The 19,462-nt window shown below is 59.2% G+C and carries 12 protein-coding genes and 1 pseudogene; all 13 read right to left on the reverse strand.

Annotation, left to right across the window (positions count from 1 at the left end; translation table 11 throughout):
- Nucleotides 1-2 precede the first annotated feature (2 nt).
- A complete protein-coding gene (gene tssA, locus L9059_RS18045) occupies nucleotides 3-1,586 on the reverse strand; it encodes a type VI secretion system protein TssA (protein ID WP_247292317.1) in 1,584 nt (527 codons plus the stop codon).
- The gene (locus L9059_RS18050) at nucleotides 1,583-4,957 is read right to left on the reverse strand and encodes an ImcF-related family protein (protein ID WP_247292318.1); all 3,375 of its coding nucleotides are present in this window, start codon (nucleotides 4,955-4,957) and stop codon (nucleotides 1,583-1,585) included. The genes tssA and L9059_RS18050 overlap by 4 nt, the downstream gene beginning before the upstream one ends.
- A 9-nt stretch (nucleotides 4,958-4,966) precedes the next feature.
- Entirely contained in the window at nucleotides 4,967-6,202 is a 1,236-nt protein-coding gene (locus L9059_RS18055; protein ID WP_247292319.1) for a hypothetical protein, read from the reverse strand.
- A gap of 2 nt (nucleotides 6,203-6,204) precedes the next feature.
- Complete coding sequence (locus tag L9059_RS18060; protein ID WP_247292320.1) at nucleotides 6,205-6,468, reverse strand: PAAR domain-containing protein; 264 nt, start codon at nucleotides 6,466-6,468, stop codon at nucleotides 6,205-6,207.
- A 231-nt stretch (nucleotides 6,469-6,699) separates the two neighbouring features.
- Nucleotides 6,700-7,206 carry a hypothetical protein gene (locus tag L9059_RS18065; protein WP_247292321.1) on the reverse strand — a complete coding sequence of 169 codons (507 nt, stop codon included), beginning with the start codon at nucleotides 7,204-7,206 and terminating at the stop codon, nucleotides 6,700-6,702.
- Between the two features lie 111 nt (nucleotides 7,207-7,317).
- On the reverse strand, nucleotides 7,318-7,830 hold the full coding sequence (locus tag L9059_RS18070; RefSeq protein ID WP_247292322.1) for a hypothetical protein: 513 nt from the start codon (nucleotides 7,828-7,830) through the stop codon (nucleotides 7,318-7,320).
- A 2-nt stretch (nucleotides 7,831-7,832) separates the two neighbouring features.
- A complete protein-coding gene (locus L9059_RS18075) occupies nucleotides 7,833-10,442 on the reverse strand; it encodes a hypothetical protein (protein WP_247292323.1) in 2,610 nt (869 codons plus the stop codon).
- Nucleotides 10,443-10,473: 31 nt separating this feature from the next.
- On the reverse strand, nucleotides 10,474-12,855 hold the full coding sequence (locus L9059_RS18080; RefSeq protein ID WP_247292324.1) for a type VI secretion system Vgr family protein: 2,382 nt from the start codon (nucleotides 12,853-12,855) through the stop codon (nucleotides 10,474-10,476).
- A gap of 2 nt (nucleotides 12,856-12,857) precedes the next feature.
- Nucleotides 12,858-15,515: a type VI secretion system ATPase TssH gene (gene tssH / locus L9059_RS18085; RefSeq protein WP_247292325.1), complete on the reverse strand. Its 2,658-nt coding sequence runs from the start codon at nucleotides 15,513-15,515 to the stop codon at nucleotides 12,858-12,860.
- A gap of 155 nt (nucleotides 15,516-15,670) precedes the next feature.
- Complete coding sequence (locus tag L9059_RS18090; RefSeq protein ID WP_247292326.1) at nucleotides 15,671-16,162, reverse strand: Hcp family type VI secretion system effector; 492 nt, start codon at nucleotides 16,160-16,162, stop codon at nucleotides 15,671-15,673.
- A 15-nt stretch (nucleotides 16,163-16,177) separates the two neighbouring features.
- Nucleotides 16,178-17,905 (reverse strand): OmpA family protein, encoded by a 1,728-nt coding sequence (locus L9059_RS18095; RefSeq protein ID WP_247292327.1) that lies wholly within the window; start codon nucleotides 17,903-17,905, stop codon nucleotides 16,178-16,180.
- 8 nt (nucleotides 17,906-17,913) lie between these two features.
- Nucleotides 17,914-18,594 (reverse strand): type VI secretion system protein TssL, short form, encoded by a 681-nt coding sequence (gene tssL / locus L9059_RS18100; protein ID WP_247292328.1) that lies wholly within the window; start codon nucleotides 18,592-18,594, stop codon nucleotides 17,914-17,916.
- Nucleotides 18,591-19,334 (reverse strand): annotated as a pseudogene (gene tssK / locus L9059_RS18105) (type VI secretion system baseplate subunit TssK); the annotation flags it as partial. The pseudogene tssK and the gene tssL, both read right to left, overlap by 4 nt.
- Between the last annotated feature and the right edge of the window lie 128 nt (nucleotides 19,335-19,462).

Consider the following 19,462-nt stretch of genomic DNA (forward strand, 5'->3'; position numbering starts at 1 on the left):
GGTTAGCCGCAGAGCACTGCCGCGCGTACCGGGTCAATGGCCACCAACGACGCCAGCAGCGCCTCAGTACGCCGGGCCAGGGTGGGTTTGTCGGCATCGTTGCGCTGCGCTTTCAGGCGCAGCAGCTTGAGCAGGCGGGCCTTGACCTCGAAATTCAGCTCCGGCTCCCACACCGCCAGAGCGTGGTGCTGGGCGGTGGCGTCCAGTTCTGCGAGCAGGTGCATGGCCAGGTCGCTTTTGCCGTATTGCTCGGCCACCCGCGCCATCAGCAGGCGCAACAGCCAGCGCTGGCGTCCGGTCTGTATGTTCGGACGTGCCGCCAGCCAGGCCAGGGCCACGTCCACGCCGTCACTGTCAGCCTGGGCCAGGGCTTCACTCTCAAGCGACAGGATGTCGCTATCTGCTGTGGTCAGCACCGCCTTCGGGGTCGGCAGCCATTGCTGCGCGCGATTACCACTGACGTGTTGGATGATCCAGTCGCGGGTGGTTTCGTCGGCGAAGGGTGTGCCGTCGTTCCAGTGCAACAGTTCCAGGCCCGGCAAGCGTTCGAGGAACATGCCCAGATCACGTTTGACGATATCGGCCCAGCTGTCGTGAGGTGCGGGTTGCTTGCTCAGCGTCTGGTACAGGTACCACTGCAAATCCAGCCAAAAATGATTCACTCCCTCGGCGTAGATCCGCTCGATTTGATCAAGCAGTTCAGACCAGCTCTGTTGCAGGTACAAGCGTTTGAGTTGCGCCCGATAATCAGCACGAGGCGACGCCAGCCGCGTATTGCCGTTGGTTTCCTGGGGCGGTGCTTGGTGGACTGTGTCCCAGCGCAAACTTTTCATCAGTCGATGAGCTGCCAGCCAGCCTTGGGGCTGCTCGCGCAAATAACCAGCCAGCGCCCGGCCACTGTCCAGGAGGTCACGTCCGGACTTGATGGACATGGCGGTCGGCGCGGTCGTGTGGGCATTAGCGTCATGACTGGTGTGCTGCGGCACCAGTGCGTCTACTCCGCCAGATTGCGTCAGCCGGGCGGACAATGCGCCATACAACGCACCCAGGGCCGGACGCTGATCCTGCGGCCACGCTTCAAGCCCGCGCTCCAGCCAGGCCAGCGCCGCCACCGTGCGCTCGGCCTCACTGCGCACCACCTCCGGGTACAGCGACAGGCTGTCCAGCACCTTACTGCTGGCCAGCCACTCCAGGGCCATCTTGCGACTATTGGGCCGCGCCGGCAGCACCTCGGCGGCGTAACGTTCCACCAATGCAGCCAGCAAGGTCAGCCCATCCGCCAGTCCCGCCTCACCGTCCTTCTGCAAGCGCGCCCACAGGTAGTAGGTGGCCACCCGCAGATCTTTGCAGGTATGGGTCAGTAGCTTTTCTGCCAGTTGCACGACCCGTTCGGCATCCGCCCCGGACAACTTGTTGACCTCTTCGCGCATGCGCTGAAAATCATCGTCATAGCCGGGGTCTTCACCCACGGGCGAGTCGGCGCTGATGGGCTGGAGCAACGGTTGCCAGCGCTCGGCTTGGCTGCGGGCCAGGGCCAGAGGGTCGCGCTCACCCAGGCAGTGGCTAATCAAGGTGCGCAGGCTCATTCAAAGCCCCCGTTCTGCGCATAGGGCACGTCTGCTGCGCCCTCACTAAGAAATATCTGCGGTGGCAACGTGAAGTCACGCAACTTGAGCAAGGCCAACGGCCCTGCACCCAGTTCGGTGCGCAGGTTCCCGGTCAGGTTCAGGCCATCCGGAGCCTTGAGGACCATGCGGTAGCGGCTGTCGCCGTCGTCCAAGGGGGTGATCCTGGCTTTTTCCAGCAGGCGGATCAGGCCCCAAGTGCCCTGATAGTCACCGAACAAGCGCTCACCGGTATGGATGCTGGTCCAGCTTAGGCTGGCGCCCGGATGGTCGCTGCGGCCGGGCCAGCTAAAACGCTGCCAGAGCTCTTTCTGGTTGAAGTACTGATGTTCATTGCCATTAAGGATAAAGGTGGTTTGCACCACATCGCGTACCGGTTTGCCTTGCAGCTCGAAACTCAGGCCCATACCGCCGTCGGTGTAGATCACATCGGCCAACTGGCTGAGCTGGTTAATCGCCGCCAAAAACTGTGGATTGATGCGCAACCCTTGGCTATGGCGCGGGTCGGCCACCCAGCGACTGCCTTCCTTGCGCAGTACACCGCTCAGTTGGCGCTGCAAGAACTGTTCGATGCGCCCGGAGTCGGCGCGAATCATCTGCCCCAGCATGGGCAACGAGGCATCGCTGGCGGTGTTCGCAAACGGGTAGCGCCCGGCGAAGGCGCCTTGCCAGTCTTTGACAATCGCCCGTTGCCACTGGTTATTGAGGCCCGCCGCAGAGGGCTGCAAGACCCGCTGCCACGCTTCATCCAACGGCTGCACAAAGAGCGTATGGCCGACCCCACTCCACTCGGCCCCCAGGCTGGCGGCGACCAGGCTGCCGTAGGACTGGGTGTCCGTCAGGTCGACGCTCTTGCCTTGGAATACTGTCTGCGCCAGGGCCTGGGTCATTTCCTGCGGGTCGGGCGCATTGCTCACTTGTTGTAGTTTCAGGCGCACCCGGGTGACCCGGGTCAGGAACGCTTGCAGGCTCAGGCGATCGTTATCGGCCTTGCCCTCGGGGTCCTTGCCCAGCAGGGTCAATAACGGGCCAAAGGTCGCATCCAGCGGGCTACGCGGCTCCTGTGCCAGTTGGTCGATCACGGGCACTTTGTCCTTGGCGATCAACTGTTGCGCGGATTTGATCAGCGAGTCGGCCAAGGCCTGGCTGCGGGTGCCGGCCTGCCCCTGGTAGGACAAGGTGTTCATCAGGGCAATCAGCGGCGATTGGCGGACATCGGTCATCAGGGTCAACTGGTCGATCACATCGCCCAGGCTATTGGCCTGGTTCCAGCGCAGGGAGTTGAGAAAGTCCAGCCAGACACTGGCGTAATCCTGAAAGTACAGTTCGGTGAGATGCTCCTTGAGCACATCCGGGGTCAGCTCGGCGGCGATGTCAGTCTGGTTGCCGCTGAGCACCCAGTCGATTTCCTCGCGGCGCGCTTCGGCGATGTCATCAATGGCCTGACGCACCTGGCCCTCCCAGGCTTGGCGAGTGAACACCCCCGGTACGCTGGCGTCGGTAGAGAACAGCATCAGGGCGTCGGTTTCGCCGACCATCTGTTGCAGGCTCAACTCAGGGTATTGATTGGCCGCTACATCGAGGACCTGCTGGTACAGACTGGTTTCGGCATTACGCTGACCCAACTGGCGGAGCAAGACCTGCCGGACCTGAGCGACCAGCCTCGGGTCGGCCTTGATAGCCCAGTCTGGGTGCGTCGCCAGGTGTTCGCCATAGAACTGCCACAAGTTCGGCGACAGGCCTTGCCAAAGCCCCGGTGACACACCATCGCGTACAGGCTCGGCGTGGCCCAGCGCGTTGGTCAGGAAAGTTGCGTCGGCTTTTTGCGGGCGCGCCATCATCAGGTACGCCTTCAATTGTTCGTAGGCGTCCTGGGCCCGCTCGATCCGTTGCTCGCTGCCCGGTGGCAGGTTGATTAAGACGTTGAGCTGACGTTGTAAATTGGCTGCCGCCGGATCACGGATCAAGCGGTTGTTGGCGTCGACGTAGCGTGGCCACAACGTATCGAGTAGCGCTTGGTTCTGGTTCAGACCGAAACGCTGGTACCAGGGCACGCCGTGTGCGGCGCGGTAATCCAGACGCGCCAGTTCGCGCACCAGATCGTTGAGCGCACTCAGTTGCTCGTCACCACTGCCCGGCTGCTGCAATGCCGTCAACGAGGTCTGCACCTGGGCGATTTGCACCCGGTTGCTGACGAACGACAGCAATAACCCGGCGCCCCACAGCACTGCCAGTCCCAGCACCAGCGCATAACCGACGCGTGGCGCGCTCCAGCCCAGTCGGCGGCCGCTGGCGATTTTGTCTTCGAGTACGCCACGCCATACAGGGGCTACCGACCAGATATGTTCCACTTGTTTCGTGCGCGGTACCGGCAGGCTGAACCACAACCCACGCAACGGCACGCCACGGGCAAACTCACCGGCCAGGGGGCCCAGTGTGTGACGCCAGCGGGCAATACCCTCGCCCTGTAAATCCCGGGACAGGCGCAGCAGAAAGTCATGCCCCATCACTCCATTGATTTGCGCCAAGCCCTCACGGCGCAAAGGCTCCAGCAAACCCTTCAAACGGTCTTGCAACGCCTGTGCATCAAAGCGTGCCGGCAGCAGGCAGCCCACCGGATGCGCCTTACGGGTGTCCTGTGACCAGCCACTGTCGCAGACCTGCCACAGGTACAACGGCAACTGCCAGTGCAAACCTCGGGCTAGGCGCTGCAATTGGCGCACGCCCGCGCCCATCGCTGCATCATCAGCAGCCTGGGTTTTGTCCAGCGCCCAGACCACACCGTCCAGCGCTCGCCAGCGACTCAGGCCACTCCACTGCGCAGGGAATGACTGATCCAGCATCGCCTGGGCGCTGCCGCCCCACAGCAGGACGGTGCCTTGGCCTTCCAGCCAGAATTGCTTGGCTAGGGTCGGGGCGATGGCTTCGATTTGAGCGGGTTCGCCGACGACGAGAAGCAGGCGGACTTTGCGGCGCCAGAAGACGCCGTAACGCTCGCGCAAATAGGCTTTAATCGAGCTGACTCGTTGCGCAGCCTGAGCATCACGGGATTCAGGGTGGCTAGCTTGCGTGGGCTGGGGCACATCATCCCCCTCCTGACGGAGATAAGCCGAACGTCCCAACTGATGCCCCAACAAATGGTAGCCACCGACGCACATCACCAGGAGCAAGATCGTAGCGGCTATCACCCACAATCCCGTAGTTTGGCGATCACTACCGGACCGAAACCCAAACACCTCTGGGTAATGCCAGACCAATACACCCAGTACCGTACCGATCAGCAACAGCACGACGACCAGAACCGCCAACCACACAACACGTCGAAACTGCATTCGAAATTCCTACTTCGAGAGCGATGGCACAGGCGTCAAGACCGTGCTCCAGAGCCCTGCATCAACACAGCCGCCCCCGCTAAAAATGAACTGCGGCCCAGCGCCGCTCTGAATGGTCTGCGTTGCGGCGGCAATCGCCAGCCACGGTGACGCTTTGCCCGGGTGCCCCAACTGAGCATCCAGGTCGTAAAACCCTTGGTTGTGCTTCACCGGGATCGACACGTCGGCCAAGACAGTGGTCAGCGCAGCATCACGTTGCGTATCAACCCCCACTCGCCACGTCTGCTCGATTGATTGCGCGTCCAGTGGCACCCAGTCCAAGGCCTGGCTCGCGGCATAAAGCAAGGCATCGGTGGTCGGCTCGCGTTCCTGTTCCGGGCGATGCAGGTAGGCCATAGATGGCAAGACGGTTTGCGTCAGGCGGTTGCCAAACAGCAGTCCGACGGCCGCTTCAGCCGTCCCTTCTGGCTGCTGCGGCGCAAACTGTACCGCCACCACTAACAGCAGCGCCTGATCACCAATGCGGTGATCAAGCCACTGATCCAAGGCTTCTAACCCATCCTCCTCAACAAGCACGGTTGACTGGCGAATACCGGACTCGCTCCATGCCTGTCGCCATACCCGCTGCCACACGTTCTCCGGCAATGTGCTACCGACCTCCAACAACAAGGCCAACGGCGTAGCGTCAGGTACCTGTGTCAGGCTTGGCGCAAGATCGGCAAGCATCTGGGTCAATACCCGATGCAGTGCCAGTTCGGGAACTTCAGCCGTATCGCCGGCGATACGGCTATGGCGCAACACAGATTGGTCCTGCCTGGACGGTTGCGCTTTGAGGGCTTTGACCCCGTCGAGCAAGGCCTTCAGTTGTGTGGCTGACGACGCCTCAGGCTCTCGCAGGGCCGTGTGCAGACTGACAGCCAGCACCTGCTGTACGCGTCGACCACGCCGGAGTTTTTGAATCAAATCCTCTTCACGTGCCTGATCCCACCCATCAGCGACCTGCTGTTGACCGAGATACAATAAAACACGCCCGAAACTCAGCAGGCACCAGCCCAGAAGCGGTACACCAAAGGCCAGTCCCCAGAAACTCACGGGCTGTTCGCGCAACGCTTGAGTGCCGAACAAAAACATCCCGCCCACACCCAGCAGCAACAGCAGCAGTGGAAATACACCCAGCCAAAGCCAAGCCCTCGGCCGCACAGGTCGTGGCGCCAGAGCTGGGACTTGATCCAATCTGACCGTCATGGCTAGCTCGCGCTCGCTTCAGGCAGCGACGAAATCAAAGTGCAACCGCACGCGCAGCGATGCCCGTGAAACGCGACCGGAATACCCTTGTCGTGAAACGTTGGGTGCCCCTCGGCAACCTCCGTTCTACCATGGCCGGGAATCGGGCAATCGACCGGGTCACCCTTGCGAGCCACACCGATACCGCGGAACTTCATAACGATAGAACCCGATTGAACCGTGCCGCCGCCGGTTGTTTTGTCGCCAATACGAATGATGTTTTTCATGCCTTATCCCTACTCAAAAAAAGATCCAGTTACTTACTCGTCGCTGGGGCTTTGTTCACTCAATACCTCCGGAGGCAGAACCATCAAATTTTTACAAAAAAATCATTAGGACCGTTCATGTCGCGTGATGGACCATCGATACCCAGTCAAGCGACTTTATGGCTCGCATGACTGCCACCCCAGACAGAAAGACCCCGAGAATTGAATTCAAGGCCTCTTCTCGTCACTTTTCTAGTTGTCATTAGGCGGAAATATAAAACCATTACTCCTGACAAACTCATCCTCCACCTCATGTATTGCCTCACTACCCAAGTCCTTTTCCCCGAAAGAATTATCAGTGCACTCAGCGCTCATTAAATCTTTGTTATCCTTAGCCACATCCAAAAATGCTTTAGCACCAAGCGTCTCCTGTGGCACACCAAAAACATAACTATACTTAGCCCGTCTAAACCCCAAATAAACTGTATAAGTAGCAGTATCCACCCATCGACTTAGCGGGGCCTCACTTGAAAAAACAGCATCCAGTTCCACCTTTGAAATTAAACCAAACCTGTAACTAACTACTTTTTTATCAGCGCTAGAACAAAAAGATAGAATTCTATTTTTTTTCTCATTTAAATGACACGAGGCGATCATCACCTCATCAGTGGTGCACAGGGTAGTTTCGGCTCCGTGCGAAATTGTATGTATACCGCTGAAAATCAAAAAAACAACAACCTTCAATTCAAAGGATTTCATACCAGAGCTCTTTCAACTAAGTCGTATAAAATCTTCCTCTCTTCAAACCCCACAACGCCGCCGCTCACCCTTTCCCCAACATGGTGCAAACACATCGACAATGTGTACATCTTAATTATGCGCCGGACATGCTGAAATAGCATTAGACTTACTGACCAGAGGAAATTTCAGGCCATCAATATCTGCGTGCACTCCGCACACACCTAAGCCAAGAGCTGTCGGATCTATTCCTTCCGACGAAATTTCCAATGACTCACCATTTCGTTGTAAGAGCACACGTCCAAATTGTGTTTTGTAAACAAGTACCCCATCCGCAGCATCCATCTGAAACGTAAAGGAGCAAACATTCTGATCCGCCTGCGTACTGTACAGTTTCACTAGATAGCCTTGGCGCCCCGGCTCTACCTTGAGACAGTCATGAAACTGCTCCGAGCAGTCATCTCCACTACCTGGAGATGTGCACAGCTCACTTTTTTTCAAATAATATCCAGACCACAAAAAAGACTGTGACGCTTCTTCACCCTCACCCTTCTGAGTTAATTCTTTTGATGCCCCGCTCGCTTGGCCAACAATAAACGAGGAAATCAATAGCATCGACATAAAAAAACCGTAATAGATTTTCAATCTTAATTCCCACCCCTAAGGTACCTGGCTCTATTTCGGCCTTGCTCATACTGCACCAACTCTGGAGTTTCTTGAATGCATATTGCTAACAACTCCCTATTATTCCCTCGGATATGTGGAGCCTGCCGATTCCAAACACTGCCTTGCTGATAAGTTAAGTCAACTGCTATGTCTCTCACGCGATCATCCAGTTGCTCCCATGTTGCCCCACCTGACGTTACGCTTGAGTTATATTGTTGCTGAGTCGCAGCCTCATATCGCGGATACACCACATATTCAAACAGAACACGCTGTGCTCGCTGTGAAATCGCTCCAAATGCATCACGGTTCGCGCTAACAAAATCGCGAGCAGCATTCCCGGACAGGCCCGCACCACGAGAGAAGTTCTCGGCCGAAACAATATCTACTCCTGCTGCAATTAGATCCGCGCGCACAGCGCCCTGTGTCCTGTGGCGAATATCGTAACCGCGCCCCAATGTCACACCAGAAGCTCCACCCGGCCAATGTAAGCGCCGGCTAAAATAAGGGCTGTTCGGAATATCATTCCCCTCCGCGTCGAAAGTAACTTGACCTCGCTGCACAACAAGATCACTACCCTGCCGTCGCAAGGTATACAGATTCCCCACCAACCCCACCGGATGAAAGTGATATACCTGCCCATGTGCCGGCAGCCCAACCTTTGGCGCCACCTCATCCCACCAGCTCATCTGCTTGATCCGCTCTTTCTCCGCCAACCAGTTCAGGTGTGGGGTCGAGCCGCTATGGCCAAGCACTTCGTCCAGCGCGTCCCACTTCTGCGGTTTGTAGTGCCACTCGCTTTCGTAGTGGATGATCAACTGCGACAACGATTGCGCGTGTGCTGGCAGGTTAATCGCTGCTTGCAGCTCTTCAGCGGTCATTTTGCCATCACGGTCACGGTCAATGATGTCGTACAGACGACTCTTCATCGGTCCTTTGTCCGACGCATCGGCCAAGGCGCCATGACGTTCGAGCTGGTCCTCACTAAAGCGGTTAACGGCCCGAAGAAAGGAGGCCAGAGCTTGCCGTGGGGTGTCATAGTTGAAAATGACATCGTAGCCCTCCCACGACCACGGATTGACCCAAGGAGTGGGAGTGACTCCCACTTCTTCACGCACCCAACCGTCGAGCAACGTGTTGTTGGCGTCGTGGAGCAATCCCTCAAGACGGTACCAGTTGCAGGCTTTGCGTTCAGCCGTCGCAGGGATCACGATTTTTTTCTCGGCAGGCAGACCATCGAGCAGGCTTTTAGGGACCAATAGATCGGCATCGCTGGGTGTGCTGGCTTCGCTCAGAGTGGGCGGTTGTGTGGCGCTGAAACTAACTTGGTGGGTCACCACTGTGGTGCCCTTGGCTAGCTTTAACCAGGTTTTGTCTGTGGCAGGCATTAGGTCCGCCCAGTCCCGACTGTCCTTGATGAACGTTTCCACGTTATCGCCGCTGAACACTTCCAGGTGCAGTTTTTCTTCTGGGCGCTCTGCACCGCTGTCTTGATACAGGCCGATGTGACCGATCAAATCAGCGGCCTTGATGGCTATGGGCTGGTCGAGTACCACAATGCGGTCCGCCATCGGTTCGCGCGCGCCCTCCAGCGAATTGAAATGAACGTACTGGTTCACCCGCTCCAGCTTTCGAAACGCCCCCTCACCGCTGATCGTCACCTCAGTGCCATTTGGCAGTTCCTTAATAAGGGTACTGCTGGCGCTCGCTTCTTCGCGGACATTCAGAGAGGTAGCCTTGACTCGAAACTCCCCCCCAGCGATGGGCTCTAAATGCTCAAAGGAAAGGTAGCCGAGCAGTGAGCCATCAGCACTTTTCAGGACGTCCGGTCCGTTGGTGTTCTCCAGCTTGCGGTAATCACCCTCACCGCTGACCGTCACCTCCGCGCCCCGTGGCAGGAGAGCGAGCACTTTGCCCCGCTGCGCCTGGTTTCGCACATTCAAGCCTCGTTGCTCTGGGGGGCCAGCCAGTACGTCATTTGCCGTCGCCTTGACCCGACGGGTCTCCCCCTCGGGCCAGAACGCTGGACGGGGTATGGCCGGCGCACGCTGGTAAACCGCCCAGTCCTGCAAGTGCATGTACAGGCTGTAAAAGGTCAGGCTGGGTGGCACGTCCGGGCTGCCTTCAATCTTAGGAGCCTGAAGACGGTGGCGTACCAGCACAAAATTGCGTGAGAAGGGTTTTTGCACGGTCAGTGTATTGACGAAGTAGGCCGTGGTCGGCGAGTGCTTGTCGATGCGGTAAGCCACCACTTCACCATCGGCCAGACAATGCACGCTGGATTGTTCCTGGGTACCAGCGGTGCCGCTGTCAAAATGCACGCCGCCGTGCCACAAGCCATTACGTCCCAACGGGTAGTAACCCGACGCCGCCTTAGCCAATTGAGTCAATTGCAGCAGTGGGGGATTTTTGTCCTTGAAGGGATGGCTCCAGTTCTTCAGCGGTTGCAGCGTGACAGTGCTGGCGGGTACCGGCGCCTGAGGCTGAGCAGGAGGAGTCTCCGGCGTCCGCAAAACCGATGAATCTGACACATAAGTCGGTGCCTTCCGATCACTACTGAAAAGATCAAAAAACTGAGAGAACAAGCTGGCCATGGTGTACTTCACTCCTGGTTCTGCAAAGGGATCAGCCAGAGAAATCCATAAGCCCCTGGGACTTGGATTGATGCTCGGTCAATTGAGGTGGCTGTGGCATATCCAGTACTTGCTGAGCGGGGCCCAGGTAGTCGAAGTGCGCCGACTTGATGTTGTAGTCCCCTCGGGTACCGGACTCGATGCAGCTCTGATCAAGGGTGATGTAACTGCCCCCTGCATTGAGGGTGATCTTCTTTTTCGCGACGATGCGGATTTCATCTTCGGTACTGATGATCTCCAGGCCATGGCGGGCCATCAGTTCTAGGGTGTCGTTCTGGGCCTGGACACTCACCGGGCCCTGGTTGGCGATCAACTTGATGCCCAGCTTGCGCACAAACAGGCTCAACCCTTGGCCCACGCCTATAAACAGCCGCTTGACCACGCTGAAATCAGCCTCGGCCCCGGCGTTAATCATCAGGTTGTCCTGCGCCGCCAACTGCAAATGCTTGCCGCTGGTCAGGGCGATGCCCTGGGGAGCACTAAGAAGCACAACTGCGGCCTTGAGCGTATCGAGTTGGTCCCGCATTAACGTTAGCTGCGCCTGCACATCCGCTGGATCCGCGTTGGCGGCCTGGGCATCGGTTGACAACCCGCCCAACTGATCGCCGGCCTGCTGCAACCGGCCCAACGCGTCGCTCATATCGAGCATCTGTCCCTGAGCTTTGGGTTGCACGTCGGCACTGATAAACAGCCCTTTGCCGCCACGAATCGCGCCCCAGCCGTCGGTGCGCAGTTCAAAGCCTTCACCGCGTTTTTGCTTCTGCGCATCGACCAGGTGCCCGAGGTTGAGTTGGCTCTTGCCGCTGTGCTCGGTACTGAGCTTGATGTGCTCCTGCCCGCGCAGATCTTCCATGCGCAGCTTGTTGTTGGCTGGCGTGCGCAGCACGTTGCGTGTGTAGTCGCGTTTACCCAGCGTCACGTGGTCGGGGTGCTGACTGTCATGCAGGGCATGGGCGATGTAAGGCCGGTCCGGATCACCCTGCTCGAAGGCGATGGCCACTTCGGTACCGGGAATCAGCGGCAGGTGCAGGCCGTGGGTGTCACCGGCGTACGGGCGGGCCAGACGTAACCACAGACTTTCTTCGCCGGGTTTCCAACTGTCGCGGTCGAACAGGAAATTGACTTTGTAGCGCCCTTCGATATCGATGTGACCGTAAGGATCGTGCTCCTGCGGGCTGGTGACGCGGGCCGGGACGGTGCCGGCAATTTGCGGTTTGTTTTGCTGCTCCGGGCGAAAGCACACGGTTTCCGAGTACGGGATGGCCTCAAAGCTGACCTCAAAACTGCTATCCCGTGCGGCACGGGTGCTCAGTTGGGTGATCACCACGCCAGGCGCAAAGGCCTGCGGCGCACCGCCGGAGATCTTGAGCACCTGCCCGGGGGCCAAGGTGGCGCTGCTGCTAATACCGCTGAGCTGGGTCTGGCCATTGAGGTAACGCTCATGACGCAGACGGGCATAGAAAAAACCACTTTCGCTTTGCAGGTCTTCGTCATGGGCATAAGGGTCGCCCAGTACTGTGTAGGCTTCAGCGTAGTGGTAGGCCTCGCCGTAGGTGGTACTGGCACCACGGGTTTGATCGATGTCGCCGTTCAGGTGGGCGTTGGCGACGCGGTGATGGTAGGCACGGATGTTGACGTGCTTTTCCACCACCTGATGGCTGGATTGCAGGGCCCACACGCCGTCTTGCCCGCTACTGCTCAGCCCGGATTGCGGGCGGTACGCCAGTTTGACGTCGAACTGGTAATGACGCTGATCGTCGTGAAACTCCACCACGTCGATGTTCAGGCGCTCATCGCGGGTAAAGCGGTACCAGATGCCCACATCGGCCAGCAGGCGGTCGATAAAAGCCAGGTCGCTTTCGCCGTACTGCATGACCTGCTCGCGCTTGGGGTATTCACGCACCAGATTGAAGAAAAAGTCCTGGCCTTCAAAATCGTGGCGACTGCGCAGGATGCTTTCGACAATCTGCGGCACCGATTGGTGTTGGTAGATCCGAAATTGCTGGCCTTGGCCAAGCAAGGCCAGGTGCGGTTCCAGGGTGATTTCGTAGCGGGCTTCATCAACAGAGCCGGACAAGCGTTTAAAACCGGTGATCACACCATGCAGCGTGCGCAATGGCTGCACCTTGGGCGCACTCAGACCCAAAAAAGGCAGGTTTTGTGGGGCGCCGTACAGGCTGAAACTGGCGTTCTGGCCGAGCATTGTTTCGGCGCCGATATCGCCGTCGACGCAGGTAAATTCCACGCGGTAGTTGAACGGTTGGCTCAGGGCCTCTGTGCCTTCAAAGGCGAGGACGTCGAGCAGTGCGTCAACGTCGCGCACCTTGAGTTTGTGGCGGCTGTGATCAAAAAAGGTGCGCAGTTGATTGAGCATGATCAGGCCTCCAGGGCGACGGTGGCCGCCGTGTCGTGAGCGTCGGTGAAATGCAGAACAATGCCTTCCTCATCGCTATAGCCCAGGGTCACACCGAGGGTTTTCTGCCTCGCGGCCTGGCGTTGCAGCAGTTGCTGGCTGAGCACCGGCAGGATCTGCTGGTTGAGCAGGCTGTCGATGTTGCGTGCGCCCGTGTCGGGCAGCAGGCAGGCAGCCACCAAGGCGTCGTTGAGGTCGGCGTCGATCTGACAGGTCAAGCCGTAGTGTCGTTGCAAACGCTTGGCCACCTGGGCGAGCTTGATGGCGACGATGCGTTTAAGAGCGTCGGCTTGCAGCGGGCGGTAGATCAGGGTCTGGAAGCGGGCCAGCAAGGCCGGCTGGAAATGTTCGCGCAGAATCGGGCGCAGCAACTCGTGCAGGGTACTGTCCGGCGCGTCGGGGAACTCTTGCAGGCAGGCTTGCAGTTCATCGCTGCCAAGGTTTGAGGTCATGAGAATGACCGTATTACGAAAATCGATTTCCCGCCCTTCGCCATCGCGCATGCAGCCACGGTCGAACACCTGATAAAACAGGTTAAGCACGTCTCGGTGGGCTTTTTCCACCTCGTCGAGCAGCACCACACTGTAGGGCCGTTGGCGCACAGCTTCGGTGAGCACGCCACCCTGGCCATAACCGACGTAGCCAGGCGGTGAGCCTTTGAGTTGGCTGACGGTGTGGGCTTCCTGGTATTCCGAGAGATTAATGGTGATCAGCGATTTTTCGCCACCAAACAGCTTGTCGGCCAGGGCCAGGGCGGTTTCGGTCTTGCCGACGCCGCTGGTACCCACCAGCAGGAATACGCCCAATGGCGCTTTCTCGTCCGTCAGGCCGGTCTTGGCCGCACGGAGGCGCTGGGCCAAGGCGCCGAGGGCGTGGTCCTGGCCGATTACCTGTTCGCCCAATTGGTATTCCAGTTCCAGCAGGTTGGCTTGTTCGTCCTTGAGCAAACTGCCCAAGGGCACGCCGGTCCAGTCGGCGATCACTTCAGCCACGCTGCGCGCGTCGACGTCGAGAGACAGCAATGGCTGGCTGCCCTGTACGTCGCTCAGCTGTTGTTGCAGGTGCAGGCAGGCCTCCATCCGTGGCGGTTCGGCCTGACGGGCGTCGAGCAGCTGCTGGGTGAGGTCGAGTTCGTGCCGGTATTGCTCCTCAAGCTCAATTTTCTGGTGGTGCAAGTCGGCATGTAGCGCGGCAATGATTGCCAGGCGCTCATCGGCGGGGCTGCCACTCAGTTGCTGGTCTTCTTCCAGGGCCTGACGTTCCAGCTCCAGGGCGGTCTGCCGCGCCTTGAGGCGCACCAACGGTTGCGGTTCGCAGTCGAGGCTCATGCGGACCCGTGCGCTGGCGGTGTCGAGCAGGTCGACGGCTTTGTCCGGCAGTTGGCGACCGGTCAGGTAGCGTCGCGAGAGGTTGACCGCAGCCTGTACCGCCGCGTCCTGAATATGCACACCGTGGTGACTGGCGTAACGCGCCTTGAGGCCGCGCAGCATCAGGCTGGCGTTGGCGTCGTCCGGCTCGTCGACCTTGACCATCTGAAAGCGGCGCTCTAGGGCGGCATCGCGCTCAAAATACTGTTTGTATTCGCTCCATGTGGTGGCGGCGATGGTACGCAGTTCGCCACGCGCCAAGGCGGGCTTGAGCAGGTTAGCGGCGTCTGCACCGCCGGCCTGGTTACCAGCACCAATCAGGGTGTGGGCTTCGTCGATAAACAGCAGCACCGGGTAAGGTGATTGCTGTACCGCGTCGATGACGTTTTTCAGGCGTTGTTCGAATTCGCCTTTGACCCCGGCGCCGGCTTGCAGCAGGCCCAAGTCGAGGGTACGTACGCTGACCGGTTTGAGACTGTCAGGGACATTGCCCTCGACGATGCGCAATGCAAGACCTTCAACCAGAGCGGTTTTACCCACCCCGGGCTCACCGACCAGGATCGGGTTGTTCTTGCGCCGACGACTAAGAATGTCGATGACCTGACGGATCTCATCGTCTCGGCCAAACACAGGGTCGATCTGTCCTGCCCAGGCCTTGGCGGTAATGTCCTGGGTGAATTTGTCCAAGATGGCTCGCAAGGCGTCCGACTGCTCGGCACTGGATGAAGCGTGCGCTACAGAGGTTTCGGTTCGGCTCAGTGCAGCCTCTTGTTGCACCTGTGGGCGCTCTTCGGAGTGCTGGTCGAGCATTTCGAATAAACGCTGTAACTGGGTGTCGCTGATACTGAGCAGCGGCCAAGCGGCGTCACAGGCGAGCAAGCTGGGAGTTTCCAGCAGTGCGCCGAGCAGGTGGGCCGAACGCAGGGTGTCGTTGTTGCCGTCCAGGGATGCCTGCAACCAGGCGTTCTTGATCAGTTGTTGCAGCTTGCCGCACAGCTGCGGCTTGCTTTGCACGCTACGCGGCAGGGTGTCGAGGTGGTCGAGCAGGCCACGCCAGAGGGCGTCCAGATCCCATTCGTAGCGACGGGCGATGAGGGTCAGGTCGCCCTCGCCCTGCTCCAGCAACTTGAGCAGCCAGTGCTCGATACTGATCAGCCCATGGGCGCGGCTCTGGCACAAGGAGGCCGCCGCGCTCAGTGCCTGAGCGCAATAGGGGTTGAGGCGGCGGAGCAAACGGGTGGAATTCTGGGCCATGGGGATACATCCCTGTTCTGGATTCTCGACGTGTCGTCAAAGGAACATGCAGTGAGTGTGCAGCTCGATGTGTTTGGCTGAGCGCCCGCGAACGGACGCTCAACCCAACGCACCGCGAACCAGCAGACGGAAACCCGCCTGCCGGTCCTCTCGCGTCAGGCGCTCTGGCGTTCGTTCCAGGAATCGGAGTGAATGATGTTGCCGTCTTTGTAGGTCCAGGTGACCTTCTCGTAGCGCAGCTCAACCTGCTCCAGGTGGTTGTGCTTTTCCTTGCTCGGGTCTTTGACGTCGTGCATTTTCGGCGCGACTTTTACGACCTTGACGTTTTCCAGCGTGGTGATGAAGTACTCGACTTCCTGGCCGGCGTCATCGATGCGATACCACTTGAACTCAGCGCTCTTGAGGGTCTGGCCGGTAGTCACAGCCTTGTACAGGTAAGGGCTGGAGGCATCGATTTCCTTGGAGAACAGGAACGGGGTGTGAACCCGGGTGCCGGTCAGCTTGCCGGTGTTGTTGTCGGTGGGGATGTATAGGCAGTGGTCCTGGGCGATGACCTCGATGCTGCCTTCGCGCTTTTGTACGTCCACGGACCCTTTGATTTCAGCGCCGCCGTCATCTTTCAGCCATAGGTAAACGGGAATAGCCATGTGAAGCTCCTTTTCTCAAAATTTGAATGCCGCAGGATGCGGCAAGGGGTGTCTGCCCGATGTCGCAGTGGGCAGCACACAGGCCCCCACTTCCGGCACCAGGCGGATATCGACGCGACGGTTGGCTGCACGCCCGAGCTCGGTGTCATTGCTGGCCAGGGGCTGGCTAGCGCCAAAACCCTGGACCGCAAAGCAGCTGTCGGAGATGTCGCCCATGCGCTGCATCCAGTCGCGCACAGAAGCAGCCCGAGCACGGGACAGCTCAAGGTTTTGCTCAGGGTTGCCGGTGACATCGGTATGCCCGGCGATGACGATCAGCCAGCCCGGCTGGGCCTTGATGTTGACCAGAGCATTGACGAGCACCTTGGTCGAGCCCGGCTTGAGCTCGGCGCTTCCCGTTCCGAACAGTGACAGGCTGTCCAGCCGCACCGGATTGGGGATCTTCGCGAGCGTCGGGGCCTGGGACGGTTGCCGATGACTGGCGATGGTCTCCAGCAGAGGCAGCCGCAGCAGTTCACCGCGATACAGGCCCAGGCCCAGCGCCAGCGGTTCACCCTGCCGGTAGTAGTCGTCCAGGCGCATGGCGTCCTGGCGCAGCACTGCTACAGCGCTCTCGCGCAAGATGAACTCGGGCTGGTCATGACGCTCCGCCAGAGGAATAGAGGTGTAGCGCCGCAAATCATCACTGGTCTGGCGCAACAGCAGGTTGTTCTGCCAGGCCGAGCTGGCCAAGGCCACAGCACCGGCCACCGCGAACAACCAGAACGCCACGGCACTCGCCCGCAGGGCCGGGGAGCGACGGGCATGGAGCGGCAACAGATTGAGCAGCGGGTCAGGAAACGGCAAGGCTGAACTCGACCCCACCAGAAATTGCCCGACGTCACTCAACCCCACCTTGTCACGCAACCATTGCTGCCATAGATTGCCGGTGACCCGTTGGGGCAGAACCGGTACCAGGGTGATGGTGCAGGCCAGTGGATAGTGGGCGTCACGGGTCTCGAAGTGCGGGAGAAGTGTTTCCTTCAGCCACGTCGCCGCGCTGCTTACTTGTACGCCACTGCACAAGCGTGCAGCGTAAGTTGCGCTGTCGGAGGCCTGTCGCTGCCAGTCGGCCAGGCTAACGCAGGCACCGGCCTCGCGCACGAGAGGGTTGGATTGAGCGCCCTCCCAACTGAACCAGGCATCCTCACCTTTTGCAGCTTGCAGATAGCTCACCAGCATCAGCGGTAGCGCAATACCACGTTTGCGTACCAGGGCGATCTGATTGCAAAAGGCACGCACCTGGCCAGCCAGCTCTGCGGCGTCGGAGTGCTCGTCGGGGTTGGCGATGAACATCACGCTCAGTTGCCCACTCCAGTCCGGACGCAAGGCCTGGATGCCAGTGGTGATCGGTAATAATTGCTCAAGGCTAGGGATACGCACATAACAGCCTTGCGAGGTGGTGCGCAGGGCCAATTGTTCAGCAGGCACCGCGCCGAACAGGCCAGTCAGACCATCGCCACAGACCAACACCACCGGCTGACGGTAGGCCGTCGGCGGCAGGGATGTATCACCGGCCAGCACCAGCCGCTGGCCCTGCCGTGCAAAACGGCGTCCCGCCCGGATCCAGGCCCAAGCGACCACGATCACAACGAGCAAGGCCGCCACTTCACTTATCCAGCCGGTGAACGGTATAACCATCAAAAGCGTCAAGGCCAGCACGCCGGCCCACAGCCACAGACCGCGTGTCAGCGTGAGCGTCATCACACCCCTCACACTTGGCCTGGCACAAGCGTAGCGATCAGACCGCCCAGCCAATGATCCAACCCCCACCAGGCGCCGACCAGCAACAGGCCCGCCATGAGGATATGAGCCAGGGGCGAACGCAATCCGCGTAAGGAATTCATTCGCTGGCCGATGCCTTGTGTCATAACCACATGATTGAGTTCCAAGGGAGCGACCCGTGCATTCAAGGCGGCTAACAGTTGCTCACGCTCGGGATCGTTCACGTCGCGGTATCGACCCTGAAAGCCGAGCATCAGGACCCGCTGGAATGCCGTCAGTACCAACACATCAGGTGCGGGTTGGCGAAGTGCTTCGCGCATGTCGTCATACAGAAACTCACCGGCCTGGTGGCTGCTGAAAAACCGGGTCTGCAAAGGCTGGCTTGCCCATTTGGCATGGGCATCACCCTTGGCGCAGCCGAGCGCGGTCTCATCCAGCAAGGCACATTGGGCGTGGCTGATGAGCTCGATGCTGCGCTTGTTCACTCCGGCGTTCTTGAGGCTCTGTTGAACCTGCTCGACCTGCTTCTCGCAGCGCTTCCACAGGTCTGGGCTATCTTGCACCGAAGCGCCCTGGCGCAGCTCGACGACTAGCAGGTAGCTGTCTTGCAACAGTGCATCGAGATCGTGCGCGGTGAGGGTGCGTTTTTTCGAGGAGGTCAGGCTCATGCGCGTAGTACCGCAAACAGTTCAAGCTTGATGTCGAGCAACGTGCTCGGGACGTAGAAGGCGCAGGTCCCTTCGGCCAGCATCGCTTGCCCCTTGGCATGACCCAGATCGAGAGCGAAGTACTGGTTCTCCAGGCGCAACGGAATGGCCGCCGGCACATGACTGAGCGGCTGCAACGGAACACCGTCAAGCGCAGCGTTGACCAGGTGATCGACATCGTCCGGTGTCCCCACCTTGCACAAGCGCGGAAACTGGTCTTGCAACTGTGCGGCCGGCATGCGGCAGCGCACCGACAGATAAAAGTCGGCACCGTCCCGCTCACGCAGGCGTGCATCGTTGAGCGTGACTTGCCAGCGATTGGCCCCCACTTCTTCCAACTCCAGGGCAATAACCCGCGATGGCAGGCTGGCTTCCAGCAAGGTAGAAATGGTGCGCATCAAGGGCGGGAATACGGTTTCAAGCTGTTCATGCCGATAGGCTGGGATCTTGTCGATATCGTGTTCCAGCGAAAAGGTCAGCAGGCTGCCAGCCAGCTTGATCAACTCCAGGTACACCTGCTCGGGATGCCGCGCAGGGTGTGCCTTAATATCAGCCAGTACCGGTTGATAGGTGTTCAACGCGTTGAGCAGCCAGAACAACGACACATCGGCCACAGCAAAGTCAGCCATGCGCTGATTGCTTTCACGGCGCATACCCATCAGCCGTTGCCGTTTGGCGGACAACTGGGTCAACAGGTTATCCGGTAATCCCCCCTGAAAAAAATACTCACCAGAAGTAGAATTTTCTCCTAATCGGATCAAGGAAATTTTGCGTGAAGAGATCACGTTTTTCAGACAGCCAAATCATGGCCATTCTCAAGCAAGCCGAG

The organism is Pseudomonas violetae (genome assembly GCF_023072615.1).
GTDB classification, from domain to species: domain Bacteria; phylum Pseudomonadota; class Gammaproteobacteria; order Pseudomonadales; family Pseudomonadaceae; genus Aquipseudomonas; species Aquipseudomonas violetae.

What these genes read in the sequence shown, in the direction of transcription:
- tssA (WP_247292317.1), bottom strand. Translation starts at nt 1,586, where the DNA reads ATGAGCCTGCGCACCTTGATTAGCCACTGCCTGGGTGAGCGCGACCCT.
- L9059_RS18050 (WP_247292318.1), bottom strand. Translation starts at nt 4,957, where the DNA reads ATGCAGTTTCGACGTGTTGTGTGGTTGGCGGTTCTGGTCGTCGTGCTG.
- L9059_RS18055 (WP_247292319.1), bottom strand. Translation starts at nt 6,202, where the DNA reads ATGACGGTCAGATTGGATCAAGTCCCAGCTCTGGCGCCACGACCTGTG.
- L9059_RS18060 (WP_247292320.1), bottom strand. Translation starts at nt 6,468, where the DNA reads ATGAAAAACATCATTCGTATTGGCGACAAAACAACCGGCGGCGGCACG.
- L9059_RS18065 (WP_247292321.1), bottom strand. Translation starts at nt 7,206, where the DNA reads ATGAAATCCTTTGAATTGAAGGTTGTTGTTTTTTTGATTTTCAGCGGT.
- L9059_RS18075 (WP_247292323.1), bottom strand. Translation starts at nt 10,442, where the DNA reads ATGGCCAGCTTGTTCTCTCAGTTTTTTGATCTTTTCAGTAGTGATCGG.
- L9059_RS18080 (WP_247292324.1), bottom strand. Translation starts at nt 12,855, where the DNA reads ATGCTCAATCAACTGCGCACCTTTTTTGATCACAGCCGCCACAAACTC.
- tssH (WP_247292325.1), bottom strand. Translation starts at nt 15,515, where the DNA reads ATGGCCCAGAATTCCACCCGTTTGCTCCGCCGCCTCAACCCCTATTGC.
- L9059_RS18090 (WP_247292326.1), bottom strand. Translation starts at nt 16,162, where the DNA reads ATGGCTATTCCCGTTTACCTATGGCTGAAAGATGACGGCGGCGCTGAA.
- L9059_RS18095 (WP_247292327.1), bottom strand. Translation starts at nt 17,905, where the DNA reads ATGACGCTCACGCTGACACGCGGTCTGTGGCTGTGGGCCGGCGTGCTG.
- tssL (WP_247292328.1), bottom strand. Translation starts at nt 18,594, where the DNA reads ATGAGCCTGACCTCCTCGAAAAAACGCACCCTCACCGCGCACGATCTC.